The organism is Pseudomonas sp. JY-Q (assembly GCF_001655295.1).
Lineage (GTDB): Bacteria > Pseudomonadota > Gammaproteobacteria > Pseudomonadales > Pseudomonadaceae > Aquipseudomonas > Aquipseudomonas alloputida.
In genome coordinates this window covers 5,930,064-5,944,917 of record NZ_CP011525.1, presented here as the reverse complement: position 1 = coordinate 5,944,917, position 14,854 = coordinate 5,930,064, and the positions used below count along the sequence as shown (strand labels likewise).

At 62.6% G+C, this 14,854-nt stretch carries 16 protein-coding genes; 13 read left to right on the top strand and 3 right to left on the bottom strand.

The features are described 5' to 3' along the window. Positions 1-145: 145 nt before the first annotated feature. From AA098_RS26755 to AA098_RS26735, 5 genes are all read left to right on the top strand, one after another. Positions 146-487, top strand: a complete 342-nt coding sequence (locus AA098_RS26755; RefSeq protein WP_003255921.1) for a hypothetical protein — start codon at positions 146-148, stop codon at positions 485-487. 198 nt (positions 488-685) lie between these two features. After that, on the top strand, positions 686-1,585 hold the full coding sequence (locus tag AA098_RS26750) for a TauD/TfdA family dioxygenase (RefSeq protein ID WP_003255919.1): 900 nt from the start codon (positions 686-688) through the stop codon (positions 1,583-1,585). A gap of 17 nt (positions 1,586-1,602) precedes the next feature. After that, positions 1,603-2,622, top strand: a complete 1,020-nt coding sequence (locus AA098_RS26745) for an ABC transporter substrate-binding protein (RefSeq protein ID WP_064615122.1) — start codon at positions 1,603-1,605, stop codon at positions 2,620-2,622. A 6-nt stretch (positions 2,623-2,628) separates the two neighbouring features. Beyond that, entirely contained in the window at positions 2,629-3,492 is an 864-nt protein-coding gene (locus AA098_RS26740) for an ABC transporter ATP-binding protein (protein WP_003255915.1), read from the top strand. Between the two features lie 14 nt (positions 3,493-3,506). Then, positions 3,507-4,370 (top strand): ABC transporter permease, encoded by an 864-nt coding sequence (locus tag AA098_RS26735; RefSeq protein WP_011953178.1) that lies wholly within the window; start codon positions 3,507-3,509, stop codon positions 4,368-4,370. A gap of 117 nt (positions 4,371-4,487) precedes the next feature. On the opposite strand, the gene AA098_RS26730 is transcribed toward AA098_RS26735, so the two are convergent. Then, complete coding sequence (locus AA098_RS26730; RefSeq protein ID WP_003255912.1) at positions 4,488-5,048, bottom strand: WYL domain-containing protein; 561 nt, start codon at positions 5,046-5,048, stop codon at positions 4,488-4,490. 206 nt (positions 5,049-5,254) lie between these two features. Here AA098_RS26730 and AA098_RS26725 point away from each other — a divergent pair, with 206 nt between their 5' ends. From AA098_RS26725 to AA098_RS26695, 7 genes are all read left to right on the top strand, one after another. Beyond that, entirely contained in the window at positions 5,255-6,049 is a 795-nt protein-coding gene (locus AA098_RS26725) for a tetratricopeptide repeat protein (protein WP_003255910.1), read from the top strand. A 207-nt stretch (positions 6,050-6,256) separates the two neighbouring features. Continuing rightward, complete coding sequence (locus tag AA098_RS26720; RefSeq protein WP_003255908.1) at positions 6,257-6,709, top strand: MarR family winged helix-turn-helix transcriptional regulator; 453 nt, start codon at positions 6,257-6,259, stop codon at positions 6,707-6,709. Then, on the top strand, positions 6,706-8,793 hold the full coding sequence (locus tag AA098_RS26715; RefSeq protein WP_020190729.1) for an FUSC family protein: 2,088 nt from the start codon (positions 6,706-6,708) through the stop codon (positions 8,791-8,793). Before AA098_RS26720 ends, AA098_RS26715 begins: the two co-directional genes overlap by 4 nt. Then, positions 8,790-9,002, top strand: coding sequence for a DUF1656 domain-containing protein (locus AA098_RS26710; protein ID WP_003255905.1), 213 nt, complete (start codon positions 8,790-8,792; stop codon positions 9,000-9,002). The genes AA098_RS26715 and AA098_RS26710 overlap by 4 nt, the downstream gene beginning before the upstream one ends. After that, entirely contained in the window at positions 8,999-9,874 is an 876-nt protein-coding gene (locus AA098_RS26705; RefSeq protein ID WP_003255903.1) for an HlyD family secretion protein, read from the top strand. The genes AA098_RS26710 and AA098_RS26705 overlap by 4 nt, the downstream gene beginning before the upstream one ends. After that, positions 9,871-11,289 carry an efflux transporter outer membrane subunit gene (locus AA098_RS26700; RefSeq protein ID WP_047603250.1) on the top strand — a complete coding sequence of 473 codons (1,419 nt, stop codon included), beginning with the start codon at positions 9,871-9,873 and terminating at the stop codon, positions 11,287-11,289. Before AA098_RS26705 ends, AA098_RS26700 begins: the two co-directional genes overlap by 4 nt. A 110-nt stretch (positions 11,290-11,399) precedes the next feature. Continuing rightward, positions 11,400-13,343: a cytochrome c/FTR1 family iron permease gene (locus tag AA098_RS26695; protein ID WP_064615121.1), complete on the top strand. Its 1,944-nt coding sequence runs from the start codon at positions 11,400-11,402 to the stop codon at positions 13,341-13,343. Positions 13,344-13,405: 62 nt separating this feature from the next. Here the strand turns inward: AA098_RS26695 and AA098_RS26690 are convergent, their stop codons facing one another. Together AA098_RS26690 and AA098_RS26685 are read right to left on the bottom strand one after the other, a co-directional pair. Then, on the bottom strand, positions 13,406-13,651 hold the full coding sequence (locus tag AA098_RS26690; protein ID WP_003255900.1) for a TIGR02647 family protein: 246 nt from the start codon (positions 13,649-13,651) through the stop codon (positions 13,406-13,408). 69 nt (positions 13,652-13,720) lie between these two features. After that, on the bottom strand, positions 13,721-14,023 hold the full coding sequence (locus tag AA098_RS26685; RefSeq protein ID WP_003255899.1) for a hypothetical protein: 303 nt from the start codon (positions 14,021-14,023) through the stop codon (positions 13,721-13,723). Between the two features lie 148 nt (positions 14,024-14,171). Here AA098_RS26685 and AA098_RS26680 point away from each other — a divergent pair, with 148 nt between their 5' ends. After that, positions 14,172-14,834 carry a glutathione S-transferase gene (locus tag AA098_RS26680; protein WP_047603247.1) on the top strand — a complete coding sequence of 221 codons (663 nt, stop codon included), beginning with the start codon at positions 14,172-14,174 and terminating at the stop codon, positions 14,832-14,834. Positions 14,835-14,854: the final 20 nt, after the last annotated feature.

Genomic DNA, 14,854 nt, shown 5'->3' with positions numbered 1-14,854 from the left:
CAGACCACCGGGGCCGCACAGCGGCCCCGGCTCTTTCCTGCTACCCGCCAACAGCGCATACTCTGGCGCCGGGCCTGCGCGCCCGGCGATCTTTGCCTATGCTGCTGTCTACCAACAAGGAACCAACGTGACGAGGGACATCGCCATGTTCTACGTGCAACGCAACGCCGCCGGCCAGTTGCTGCGGGTGGAAGCAGCCGCGTTTGATCAGTTCACCGAAATGCTCCCTTCAGACCATGCCGATATCCAGGAATGGTTTGCCGATGATGTCGTGGAAAACAGCCTCAACCAGCTCAAACAAAGCGACCTGGACATGATCCGCGTGCTTGAGGACCTGATCGACGTGTTGACCGCCAAGGGCGTGTTCAAGATCACCGACCTGCCCGCCGGCGCGCAGGCCAAGCTGCTCAACCGTTCCACGGCGCGCAAGGCGCTCAGCAGCCTCAATAACCTGATTGACGAAGAAGAGCAGGGCGGGCTGATCTGACTGCAGGACGCTCCCGCGAGAGTGATATTGTTATTCCTTAATGGTATTTAAAATATTGGACTTATGACTTTATAGTCGCTTTCACTGCGTACCCGTCGACCAATCGATGCGCCGCACGACTTGAACCCACACGGGAAATCCCCGTGCGTTTCTGATCGTTGCGCGCCATTGAGGTCGCGCATTGCGTGGGAGTGAAAAATGTCAGCCGCCTTGAACGCCTTGTCGTCCATCGACAGCGCCCAGCCGCAAGTTTTTGAAGTTCGCCCCTTCTCGGGTGCCGTCGGCGCCGAGATCATAGGTCTGGACCTGGCCAAACCGGTCAGCGCCGAGGATTTCACCCGTATCCATCGCGCCCACCTCGACCACCATGTGCTGGTGTTCCGCGACCAGCGTATCAGCCCGGAACAGCAGATCGCCTTTAGCCGCCGCTTCGGTGAGTTACAGATCCATGTGCTCAAGCAGTTCTTGCTGACTGGCCACCCCGAGATCCTGATCGTTTCCAACATCATCGAAAATGGCCAGAACATCGGCCTGGGTGATGCCGGCAAGTTCTGGCATTCGGACCTGTCGTACAAAGAGCTGCCAAGCCTCGGTTCCATGCTGCATGCCCAGGAACTGCCCAGTGAAGGCGGTGACACCTTGTTCGCCGACATGCATAAAGCCTGGGACGCTGTACCTGACACCCTGCGCAAAGTGGTCGAGGGCCGCAGTGCCGCTCACTCCTATACCGCCCGTTACGCTGAAACCAAATTCGAAGGCAACTGGCGCCCGACCCTGACTGCCGAGCAACTGGCGCAGGTAAAGGAGGTCATTCACCCGGTAGTCCGCACCCACCCGGAAAACGGCCGCAAGGCCCTGTTCGTCAGTGAAGGCTTCACCACCCGCATTGTCGGCCTGCCTGATGATGAAAGCCGCGACGTGCTGCAGCAGCTGTATGCCCTTAGCGTGCTGGAGCAGAACATTTACCGCCACCAGTGGCAGCCCCATGACCTGGTGTTCTGGGACAACCGCTCGCTGATCCACTTGGCCACCGGCTGCCCCGCGCACCTGCGGCGCAAGCTGTACCGCACCACCATCCAGGGCGATGCCCCGTTCTGACGACTGAGGAAACCATCATGCGCAAATCCATCAGCCGCCTGGCGGCAAGCATCGGCCTGGGCGCAAGCCTGGTCGTCGGCAACCTAGCCGCCCCCGCCGTGGCCCAGGCCGAAGGCAAGATCCGTATTGCCGAACAATTCGGCATCGTCTACCTGCTGCTGAACGTGGTGCGTGACCAGCACCTGATTGAGAAGCACGGCAAGGAGCAGGGCATCGACATCGAAGTCGATTGGGCGCAGCTGTCGGGTGGCTCGGCCATCAACGACGCATTGTTGTCCGGTTCGGTGGACATCGCCGGCGCCGGTGTCGGGCCGCTGTTGACCGTCTGGGACCGCACCAAGGGCCGGCAGAACGTGAAGGCCGTGGCATCGCTCGGCAACTTCCCGTACTACCTGGTCAGCAGCAACCCCAACGTGAAGACCATCGCCGACATCTCCGACAAAGACCGTATCGCCGTTCCGGCGGTGGGTGTTTCGGTGCAGTCGCGCTTCCTGCAGTACGCCGCTGCCCAGCAGTGGGGCGACAAGGAATACAATCGCCTCGACAAATACACCTTGGCCGTGCCGCACCCGGACGCCACCGCCGCGCTGTTGGCGGGCGGCACCGAGCTGAACGGGCACTTCTCCAACCCGCCGTTCCAGGACCAGGTGCTGGCCAACAAGGACGTGCACGTGGTGCTCAACAGCTACGACCTGCTCGGCCCCAACTCGCCGACCTTGCTGTTTGCTACTGAGAAGTTCCGCAAGGACAACCCCAAGACCTACAAGGCCTTCGTCGATGCCCTGGCCGAAGCCGCAGACTTCGCCCAGAAAGACAAGGCCGCTGCCGCCGACACCTATATCCGCGTAACCAAGGCCAAGATCGACCGCGACGCGCTGATCAAGCTGATCGACAACCCGCAGTACGAATTTACCGTTACGCCCAAGAACACCTACAAGCTGGCCGATTTTCTCTATCGGGTAGGCGCCATCAAGCACAAGCCGCAATCGTGGAAGGATTACTTCTTCCAGGATGAACGCCCGCTGCAGGGGAGCTGACCGATCATGACCGCCCCATTGCCAGGCCACACGGCCAGCAACCTGAGCCGTGTTGCAGCGCCGCCTTTGCTCAAGGTGGATAACCTCAGCCTCGAATACCGTACCGCGCAACGCGTGGTGCGGGCCACCCATCAGGTCAGCTTCGAAGTCGACCGCACTGATCGTTTTGTACTGCTCGGCCCCTCCGGCTGTGGCAAGTCCACCCTGCTCAAAGCCGTGGCCGGTTTTATCCAGCCGCAAGAAGGCCAGATTCTGCTGCAGGGCCAGACAGTTCGTGGCCCAGGCCCCGACCGCATCGTGGTGTTCCAGGAGTTTGACCAGTTGCCGCCGTGGAAAACGGTGAAGCAGAACGTCATCTTTCCGCTGCTGGTGTCTGGCCAACTCAAGCGTGCGGAGGCGGAGGAGCGGGCGCTGCATTATCTGGAGAAGGTCGGTCTGGCCGCCTTTGCCGATGCTTATCCACACACGTTGTCCGGTGGTATGAAGGCACGTGTGGCAATTGCCCGGGCCTTGGCCACCCAGCCCAAGATCCTGTTGATGGATGAGCCGTTCGCCGCCCTGGATGCGCTGACCCGGCGCAAGATGCAGGAAGAGCTGTTGCTGCTGTGGGAGGAAGTGCGGTTCACCCTGTTGTTCGTCACCCACTCCATCGAAGAAGCGCTGGTGGTCGGCAACCGTATCCTGCTGTTGTCGCCGCACCCGGGGCGGGTGCGCGCCGAAGTGCACAGCCATCAATACGGCCTGGGCAGCCTGGGTGGCAGCGACTTCCAGGCCAGTGCCCGGCGTATCCACCGTTTGCTGTTCGATGAAGCCGATATCCCGGAACAGCCTGACAACCTTGGGTTCAACGATATTCGTATCGCCTACTGACAGGAGCCTCAGCCATGACCACTACACCTGTACGCCAGGAATACGAGGTGCAGCTGGAGCCCCTGCTCAGTGTGCCTGTAGAACGACAACTCCCCTTGGCCCAACGCCTGTGGCAGCAAGGCTGGTTGAGAAAGGCGGTCATATTGCTGGTGATCGCTGTGCTATGGGAAGCCGTTGCCCGCTACCAGGACAATGACCTGCTGCTGCCAAGCTTTCTGCAAACCGCCACGGCGCTATGGGACGGCATGATCAGTGGCGAACTGCCCGCCAAGGTCGGTGTTTCGCTGGTAATACTGCTCAAAGGCTATGTGCTGGGTATCGTCCTGGCCTTTGGCCTAACCAGCCTGGCGGTGTCGACCCAATTGGGCCGAGACTTACTGGGCACACTGACCTCGATGTTCAACCCGTTGCCGGCCATTGCCCTGCTGCCGCTGGCCTTGCTGTGGTTCGGGCTGGGTGACAACAGCCTGATCTTCGTGCTGGTGCATTCGGTGCTATGGGCGTTGGCGCTAAATACTTATGCCGGCTTCCTCGGTGTGTCGGAGACGCTGCGCATGGCTGGCCGCAACTATGGTCTGAAGGGCCTGCGGCTGGTATTGCACATCCTCGTGCCAGCAGCCCTGCCGTCGATCTTGTCGGGGTTGAAGATCGGCTGGGCGTTTGCCTGGCGTACCCTTATAGCCGCTGAATTGGTGTTTGGTGCCAGCAGTGGCAAAGGCGGGTTGGGTTGGTACATCTTCCAGAACCGCAACGAACTGTATACCGACAAGGTCTTTGCCGGGTTGGCGGTGGTGATCCTGATCGGTCTGCTGGTGGAAGGGCTGGTGTTCAATACGCTGGAGCGGTTGACGGTGCGGCGATGGGGGATGCAGCGCTAGCAGGTTAGCCAGTACCGGCCTTTTCGCGGCAGATTGACGCTAGAATCCGCGTCTGCGGGATCTTCGTCCTTGAAAGAGGGGCGAGGCGCAGAACCGCCGCGAAAGACCCTGTACTGGCTACAAATTCTGATACTGAGCTGCCGCATTGCTCAGAATCCTGCCAATCTCCTCCCGCAAGCCGGCAGGCTGCTCTACCACCACCCTGTCCCCATGGCTCAACAGCCACCAGCGTAATGGCCAACCGTCACTTACCGTGCCGCGTAACCGATGCCCATGCTCCAGCGCCGTCAGTTGCATGTCGCTGCTCAATGGCGCATCCCGCAACTGCCGCGCCAGTGCATCGCTGATTCGCGCCACCAGCTCCACGCCCTCACCCTGCGATGGCTGCAACGCATCCCCTCGCAGATGTGTCAGCAAGTCGAAATTACCGCGCAATTCGCCCACGGCACTGGCCGACCAGTGCCAACCGAACGGAATGCTCTTGTCATTGCGCTCCAGCGGGAATATCAGCGAAAGCTCGTTGAGGTCACGCTCGACAGTGCGTTTGCTGACCGTGAACCCCACGTCACGCAGGCGCCAGACCAGCTCGGCGCTGGTTATGCCTGGGGAACGGCTGGGCAACTGGCGCAGCAGCGCCCACTGTCGGCTAAGGGTGGCGCGAGTGGTGGCGAACGGCAAAAGATAACGTCCTTGTCTAGGCTTGCCGCAATAGGATGGCGGCATGCGAGGGGCATGGCAATTGGCCACAGCCTGCTCAGATCAAGGAAGTCGCATTTGGTTGCCTCGTGCCGGTTCGTTCGCGACAGGTTTTGACGTGACATCACGCAGAATCACGCCTCATCACAGCCGAAGGTTGGGTTGTGCGTCGTTCAATGAGGATGAACATGTCTGTTGCCAGCAATATCCATTCGCTACTTGCCCGCCTTCTGCCCGAGCGGGTCATCGCCCCTCCGGCTCCTGTAGGAAAGCGACAGCGGCTGTTCTCCGGTGTGGGCTTGCCCAGCCAGCGGTCGCTGCTGGTCAACCGCCTGGATGAGGCCAACGACCTGCAGGCGGTGTATGTCGACCTGCGCCGCCAGGCATTGCAAGGCAGTGTGCCAGCATTGAACGACCTCGGCTGGATCTGGCTCAACGGCAAGTACTGGCGGGCCGATACCGTGCTGGCCGGGCACCTGTTGCGCATGGCGGCCCTGCAGGGCAATGCTGCTGCCTGGTTCAACCTTGGCCAGCAGCACTACTTCGGCAAAGGCATCGACCCTTCCTATGTGCAGGCGGCGGAGTGTTACCGGCAGGCCTTCGACCGCGGCATGCTGCATGCCGCCGCCGCACTGGGTGACCTGTACGAGGAGGAGGTGTGCGACGGTGACCTGGAGTGGCAGGTTGACCTGGTGCAGGCCTACCAGTGGTTCATGCGTGGCGCCGAACAGGGCGAGGCGCGTTGTCGTTTTGAAGTGGGCTACCGGTTGATGCATGGGCTGCACGTAGAGGCCAACCTCAAGGCAGCGCTGTACTGGCTTGAGCTGGCAGCAGCGGCGGGGGTGGTGCAAGCGGCAGAGGAGCTGGCGGTGCATTTCAGCAGCCGTGATGCGGTGCGGTATCAGGAGTGGCGGGACCGGGCGGTGCAAATGGGCAGCACATTGGCCTTGACCATGAAGCTGGAAGACCAGATCCAGCCCTGAGTATTTCTCTCCAGTGCTGCACAGGGATTGCGTAGATCCCGAACCCGGTGCAGCCCCTGTGTGCGGGTTTACCCGCGAAGCGCGCCAGCACTGGCTGAAAAATGAACAACATTTCACCCCGGCTATCCGTCGCCCCCTGTTGACGACAGGGGGATTTCGGGGCGTATATTGATAGTTAGCAAACTATGAATATACTTGGTTCTCTTCATGTCCCTTGATTTCCTGCGCCTGCAAGTCAGCAGTGGCCTGGTAGTTGCTGCCCGCCACTGGCGGCGCATCTGTCATACCGCCTTGACCGGCTACGGCATTTCCGAGGCCTGCGCTGCGCCGTTGCTGATGATCGTGCGCCTGGGCGACGGCGTGCACCAGGTGGCTGTGGCCCAGGCCGCCGGCCTGGAAAGCCCGTCGCTGGTACGCCTGCTTGACCAACTGTGCAAAGCTGGCCTGGTGTGCCGCAGCGAGGACCCACTGGATCGCCGCGCCAAGGCACTGAGCCTGACTGCCGAAGGCCGTGCCCTGGCCGAAGCCATTGAAGCCGAACTGGTGCGCTTGCGCCGCGATGTGCTCGGCGGTATCGATCAGGCCGACCTGGAAGCTGCCTTGCGTGTGCTTCGTGCCTTCGAGGCTGCCGGCCTGGGCAGCGCAGGCGGGGTGGCATGAACGGTTTCTTCAGCTCTGTCCCTCCGGCCCGTGACTGGTTCTACGGCGTGCGCACCTTCGGCGCGTCCATGATTGCCCTGTACATTGCCCTGCTCATGCAACTGCCGCGTCCCTACTGGGCCATGGCGACGGTGTACATCGTCTCCAGCCCCTTCGTCGGCCCGACCAGCTCCAAGGCGTTGTACCGTGCCGTCGGCACGTTGCTCGGCGCTGGCGGGGCAATCTTCCTGGTGCCGCCGCTGGTGCAGTCACCGTTGCTGCTGAGCATCGCCGTTGCCCTGTGGACCGGCACCTTGCTGTTCCTTTCGCTGAACCTGCGCACGGCCAACAACTACGTGCTGATGCTGGCCGGTTATACCCTGCCGATGATTGCCTTGGCCGTGGTGGATAATCCGCTGGCAGTGTTCGATGTGGCCTCTTCTCGCGCGCAGGAAATCTGTTTGGGAATTGTCTGCGCGGCAGTCGTCGGGGCTATCTTCTGGCCACGACGGCTGGCGCCGGTGGTAGTCGGTGCCACCGGAAACTGGTTCACCGAGGCGATTCGCTACAGCGACACCTACCTGGCCCGCGATGCCAGTGCCGACAAGGTCGGCGGTATGCGCGGGGCAATGGTCACCACCTTCAACTCGCTGGAGCTGATGATCGGTCAGCTCGCCCACGAAGGTGCCGGCCCGCATACCCTGAAGAACGCCCGCGAATTGCGCGGGCGGATGATCCATCTGCTGCCGGTGATCGACGCCCTCGACGACGCATTGGTAGCCCTGGAAGGCCGCGCCCCGGCCCAGTTCGCCCAGCTTCAACCCGTGCTTGAAGCGGCTCGTGAATGGCTCAAAGGCACTGCCGACAGCGCTTCGGTAGCGCACTGGGCCACGTTGCACGAGCAGATCGGCCGCTTGCAGCCCGCTACAGCCGCCCTCGATCAGCGCGCCGAGCTGCTGTTGTCCAACGCCCTGTACCGCCTGACCGAATGGGCCGACCTGTGGCAGGACTGCTGCACCCTGCAGCACGCCCTGCGTACCGATGATGCCAAGCCTTGGCGTGCGGTGTATCGCCACTGGCGGCTGGGCCGTCTGACAGCGTTTTTTGATCGTGGCCTGATGCTGTACTCGGTAGCCTCCACGGTCCTGGCGATCGTGGTCGCCTGCGGCCTGTGGATCGGCCTGGGCTGGAACGACGGCGCCAGTGCGGTAATCCTCGCGGCAGTTGCGTGCAGCTTCTTCGCCGCCATGGACGACCCGGCACCGCAGATCTACCGGTTCTTTTTCTGGACGCTGATGTCGGTCATCTTCTCCAGTCTGTACCTGTTTTTGGTACTGCCCAACCTGCACGACTTCCCGATGCTGGTGCTGGCCTTTGCCGTGCCGTTCATCTGCATAGGCACCCTGACCGTACAGCCGCGCTTCTACCTGGGCACCTTGCTGACCATCGTCAACACGTCGACCTTCATCAGCATCCAGGGCGCCTACGACGCCGACTTCTTCACCTTCCTCAACTCCAACCTTGCCGGCCCCGCGGGCCTTCTGTTCGCCTTTATCTGGACCCTGGTGATGCGCCCGTTCGGCGTGGAGCTGGCGGCCAAGCGCATGACCCGCTTCGCCTGGCGCGACATCGTCGAAATGACCGAGCCTGCGACCTTGGCCGAGCACCGCCAGGTTGGCGTACAGATGCTCGACCGCCTGATGCAGCACCTGCCACGTCTGTCGCAAACCGGCCAGGACAGTGGTGTGGCACTGCGCGACCTGCGCGTAGGGTTGAACCTGCTCGACCTGCTGGCGTACATGCCGCGCGCCGGCCAGCAGGCTCGCGAGCGCCTGAACACTGTGGTCGAGGAAGTCGGTGCGCACTACGCCGCCTGCCTGCGTGCTGGCGAACGGCTGCATGCCCCGGCCGCACTGTTACGCAACATGGAACGCGCTCGCCTGGCGCTGAACCTGGACGAGCTGTACGAGCGCGGTGATGCCCGCACCCACCTGCTGCATGCCCTGAGCGGCCTGCGCCTGGCGCTGCTGCCGGGGGTGGAGGTGATGCTCGAGCCAGCTGAACAACCGCAACTGCCCCCCGGCCTCGACGGAGCACCCCTGTGATTGGTGAACTGGATATCAGCGGGGTGTTCCTGCCCACGCTGCTGGTGATGATGTTTGGCACCTACCTGCTGTTCCTTGGGGTGCACGCGGTGCTGGTGCGCCTGCATTTCTACCGCCTGGTCTGGCACCGGGCGTTGTTCAACGTTGCTCTGTATGCCGTGCTGCTTGGTGCGGTGGACCACTTTTGCCGAAACCTGATGCTGCCATGAAAAAACCTATGCTGACCTTGGGCCGTGTGGTCCTGACCTTGCTGGTAGTGACCTTCGCCGCCGTGCTCGTGTGGCAGATGGTGGTCTACTACATGTTTGCCCCCTGGACCCGTGACGGCCACATACGCGCCGACGTGATCCAGATCGCCCCCGATGTGTCGGGATTGATCCAGAAGGTCGAGGTGCGCGACAACCAGACCGTCAAACGCGGCGACGTGCTGTTCACCATCGACCAGGACCGCTTCACGCTGGCCCTGCGTCAAGCCAAGGCAACCCTGGGCGAGCGCCAGGAGACCCTCGCCCAGGCTTCCCGCGAAGCGCAGCGCAACCGCAAGCTGGGCAACCTGGTGGCCGCCGAGCAACTGGAAGAAAGCCAGTCCCGCGAGGCCCGTGCCCGTTCAGCCGTCAGCGAGGCGCAAGTGGCTGTCGACACTGCCCAGCTCAACCTTGACCGCTCAGTGGTGCGCAGCCCGGTAGACGGCTACCTCAACGACCGCGCGCCGCGTAACCACGAGTTCGTCACCGCCGGCCGCCCGGTGCTGTCGGTGGTCGATAGCGCCTCGTACCATGTCGATGGCTACTTCGAGGAAACCAAGCTGGGGGGTATCCATATTGGTGACGCCGTGGATATCCGCGTGATGGGCGACAACACCCGCCTGCGTGGCCATGTGCAGAGCTTTGCCGCTGGCATCGAAGACCGCGACCGCAGCAGTGGCGCCAACCTGTTGCCTAACGTTAACCCGGCGTTCAGTTGGGTACGCCTGGCCCAGCGCATTCCGGTGCGCATCGCCTTTGACGAAGTGCCGCAAGACTTCCGCATGATCGCCGGGCGTACTGCCACGGTGTCGATCATCGAGGGCCAGCGCCCATGAAACAGCTGATCCTGGCTGGCCTGTGCCTGTCGCTGGGGGCCTGCATGATGGTGGGCCCCGACTATGAGGTGCCTGGGGATGCGGCCGTGCAACGCAATGACTTGAACGGCCCGCTGCGCCAGGATGCCGACAGCGTCGTGTCGGCGCCGGTCCCCGAGGACTGGTGGCAGCTGTATCAGGATCAACGGCTGAACGAGCTGGTGCGTCAGGCGCTGAGTGCCAACACCGAACTGCGCGTGGCGGCGGCCAACATCGCCAAAGCTCGCGCCCAGGTGGAGGTGGCTGAATCGCAAGGCGGCTTCAACGGTGGCGTCAAACTCGGCGCTCAGCGGTTGCAGGAGTCGGGCGAAGCCTTCCTGCAGCCTGAGAAGGTGCCGGTAGCCAACATCGGTGAGGCCATCATCAGTGCCTCGTACCAGTTCGACCTGTGGGGCACCTTCAAGCGTGGTACCGAGGCTGCCAAGGCAAATGCCGACGCGGTGCAGGCGGCTGCCGACACTGCCCGCATCACGCTTGTGGCGGACGTGGTCAAGGCTTATACCCAGGTGTGCTCGGCCAACGAGGAATACCACATTGCCCGTGAGTCCCTCGATTTGCAGGAGCAAAGCGTGAAACTCAACCAGCGCCTGCGCGATGCTGGGCGTGGTGATGAAACCCAGGTCACCCGCTCGCAGACCCAGTTCAAATCGTTGCGTGCCGAACTGCCACGCTTCAAGGCCGAACGCGAGACGGGCATGTACACCCTGGCTGCGCTGCTGGCCAAGCCGGTCGACCAGTTGCCTGCCGGTACCGCCGATTGCGCCGAGCTGCCGCACCTGAACCAGCTGGTCCCGGTGGGCGATGGCGCGGCCTTGCTCAAGCGCCGCCCCGACGTGCGCCAGGCCGAACGCCAGCTGGCTGCCGCCACCGCCTATATTGGCGTGGCCACTGGCGCCTTGTACCCGGACATCAGCATTGGCGCCCAGGTTGGCACCATCGGTATCCTGGAGAACCTTGGTGAGCCTTCGACCAACCGCTGGGGTTTTGGCCCGCAGATCAGCTGGAGCATCCCCACCAACGGCACCCGTGCCCGCATTCGCATGGCCGAGGCCTCGACCCAGGCGGCACTGGCGAACTTCGATGGGGTTGTGCTGAACGCCATCCGCGAGACCCAGACCCGCCTGGCGCAATACAGCGCCTTGCTCGATCGGCGCGATGCGCTGGCCGAGGCGGAGAAATCGGCCAAGGAAGCGGCGGACCAGACGCACCGGTATTACCAGGCGGGGCGTGAGTCGTTCCTGGCGGATTTGCAGGCGACGCGGACCTATACCGATATGCGTGCGCAGTTGGCTGCGGCCAATAGCCAAGTGGCGCTAGGGCAAATTGGCGTGTTCCTGGCGTTGGGTGGGGGTTGGAAGGGTACCGCCAAGCCCTGATGCGATCCTTGAGGGCTGTTCCTCTATGCCCTCCACTTCATCGGATTTGTAGCAAGATTTTTCATGAAATCCGCCCAGCACCCTTGAGTGAAGCAAAGTGGAAGTGAACAATGTTCTCTTTCGCATTTCCTTCGAGACTGGCCATGAAAACCCGTTCCCGCCTGCTTGCCTGGCTGCCGGCTGCATTGCTCGGCCCGGTGCTGGCGCTGTGCAGCTCCTTGGCGCTGGCCGAGTCCCCCGCCGAAGCTGCCAAAGCCCATCACTTGCTGGACTACATTGGTGCCGACTACCCGCCGACCGTGCAGGACGGCAAGGTGATCGACGAGGGCGAATACCGCGAGCAACAGGAGTTCAGCGCGGTATTGGCTGACCTGGTCAAAGGCCTGCCCGCAAATACTGAACAAGCGGCTTTGGAACAGGGCGTCCGGGCGCTGCGCCAGGCCATCGACCAGCGTCAGGAAGGTACCGCGGTCGCTAAACAGGCCCGGCAGCTGGGTGCGCGACTGGCGGTGGCTTACGAGGTCAGCCAGGCTCCGGTGATTACCCCGGACCCCGCCCGCGGCGCTGCGCTGTACGCACAGAACTGCTCGGTCTGCCACGGCGACACCGGCGCCGGCGATGGCCCGGCTGGCGTGGGCCTGGAGCCTGCACCCGCCAACCTGCGTGATGCCTCACGCCTGGACCAGTTGAGCCTGTTCGACCTCTACAACACGCTGGCCCTGGGTATCGACGGCACCGAAATGCCGTCGTTTGCCGACCAGCTGGACGACCGCCAGCGCTGGGACGTGGCCGCGTACATCGCCAGCTTCACCGCCAAGCCGGAAGCGGGCAAGGGTGACAAGACCTGGAACCTCGCCGACCTGGCTCGCCAGACGCCGGCCGAAGTCGCCGCCAACGAAGGCACTGCGGCCGTCGAGGCATTCCGTGCCCAGCGTGCCCAACCGCCGCAGGTAAAGCGCGGCCCGGCGCAATTGCTCGAATACACGGCCAGCACACTGGACAAGAGCCTGGCGGCCTACCGCGCAGGCGACCACGATCAGGCTTATGACCTGTCGGTGGCGGCCTACCTGGAGGGTTTCGAGCTGGTGGAAAGCTCGCTGGACAACATCGACACCCAGGCGCGCAAGGACACCGAAAAAACGTTGATGGCCTACCGCCAGTCCTTGCAGGACGGCTTGCCCGTGGCCCAGGCCGAACAGCGTCTGGCCGACGCCAAAACCAAGCTCGAGCAGGCGGCCAAGCTGCTGGGCAGCGATGGCCTGAGCTGGACGCTGAGCTATATCTCCGGTTTGCTGATCCTGCTGCGTGAAGGCCTCGAGGCGATTCTGGTGCTGGCGGCGATCCTGGCCTTCCTGCGCAATACCGGGCAGCAGTCGGCAGTGCGTAGCGTCAACACTGGTTGGGGCCTGGCGCTGGTTGCCGGCTTCGCCACCTGGGCGCTGGCGGCCTATGTGATCGATGTGGGGGGCGCTCAGCGCGAGCTCCTGGAAGGCTGCACAGCACTGTTCGCTGCTGTGATGGTGCTATGGCTGGGTGTGTGGATGCATGACCGCCGCCACGCCGCCGCCTGGAAGGACTACATCAAGAGCAGCCTGGTCAGCGGTGGCGGGCGCTTCGGCTTTGCTGTGCTGGCATTCTTCTCGGTATACCGCGAATTGTTCGAAGTGATCCTGTTCTACGAGACCCTGTGGCTGCAGGCAGGCCCTGCCGGGCATCAGGCGGTGCTGGCGGGTGGCGCGACGGCATTGTTGCTGCTGGTGGGCCTGGCCTGGGTGATTCTGCGGGGCTCGGCCAAGTTGCCGCTATCGCTGTTCTTCAGCATCAACGCCGCACTGCTGTGCGCGCTGTCGGTAGTATTCGCTGGGCATGGCGTGAAGGCGCTGCAAGAGGCCGGTGTGCTGGGCACACGGCCAGTGGCGTTCTTTGAGTTCGACTGGCTGGGGATTCATGCCGATGCCTACTCGCTGTCGGCGCAAGCGGTGGCCTTGCTGGCCATCGTGTTCCTTTACGGCCGCTCGTGGCTGGCGGAAAAGCGCAGTACTGCGGCCAACTGACTGGAGCCTGCGCGGTCCTGCAGGGACCGCGCAAGGTCTCAGATCCTGCGCAAGCCTGATGCTCAGGCCGGCTGTGGCGCCTTGAGAATGTTCTGTAGCAGTTGGACACTTTCAACGGCGTCATGACCCAGGCTGGTCAGGTAGCCGCCATCCGGTTGATCGGTCAGCCCCTTCTCATGCAGGCGTTGCGCAGCCGCGATCAGGGCAGGGGATGCGGTGCTGGTTATCTTGATGCCTTCCTGGCTGCTGTCGTGTTTGAACAGCGCGAGTACTTCCATTTCGTCGATCAAATCGGGGGTAAAAGGCATGGCGACTCCTGACTTCCAGACAAGGATTGCGGCACTTTCTACGGTGCCTGATCTTCGAGTGTAGCCGGGTTATTCGTCGTCGCCTTGATCCATCTCAGGCGGCAGCTCCGGCAGTGCCCGCAGAGCGTTCTCATACCACTCGCCGTTGAACGCACGGTCCTCTACCAGCATGTTGTCGATTTCGAAGGCCAGCACATGGGCCATCAGGTTCAGAATGTCTTCACGCTCATAACCGACCAGCGTCAGCTTGTTGAAAGTGGCCTTGGCTGCAGGCGGCTCGCCGCTCTCGATCTGGTTTTCGATGGCTTGGGTCAGCGTTTCCTCGGCGAAGGCTTCGTCGTCGTCATTGCCGATGTCGGTGGGCTCGCTCATGGCGGTACTCCTAGGATGGGATGCAACAGTGTGCCATGCCTATGGCGGCAATGCCCGGGCATTGACGCGGTGCATGACGCTGGTCAGCGGCAGGCGTTCAGTCTATAAAAGCCAGGCCAACCCCTTACGGCCTGGAGGCTGTTACCTCATGCTCAAGCTTCATGGATTCTCGGTCAGCAACTACTACAACATGGTAAAGCTGGCCCTGCTCGAAAAAGGCCTGCCTTTCGAGGAAGTCACCTTCTATGGCGGCCAGGCGCCACAGGCGCTGGAAGTGAGCCCGCGGGGCAAGGTGCCGGTGCTTGAAACCGAACATGGCTTCCTCAGCGAAACCAGTGTGATCCTCGACTATATCGAGCAGACCCAGGGCGGCAAGGCGCTGCTGCCAGCCGACCCGTTCGGCCAAGCCAAGGTGCGGGAGCTGCTCAAGGAAATCGAGTTGTACATCGAGCTGCCTGCGCGTACCTGTTATGCCGAGTCGTTCTTTGGCATGTCGGTCGACTCGCTGATCAAAGAGAAAGCGCGTGCGGACCTGCTGGCCGGGTTTGCCACGCTCAAGCGCAACGGGCGCTTTGCTCCCTATGTTGCGGGCGAGCAGTTGACGCTGGCAGACCTGATGTTCTGCTTCTCGGTCGACCTGGCCAACGCGGTGGGCAAGAAGGTGCTGAGCATCGACTTCCTGGCGGACTTCCCGCAGGCCAAGGCGTTGCTGCAACTGATGGGGGAAAACCCGCACATGCCGCGGATCTTGGCGGACAAGGAAGCGTCGATGCCGGCCTTCATGGAGATGATCCGCAGCGGCAAGCGCTAGGATCTGTGTTGGGTCATTCG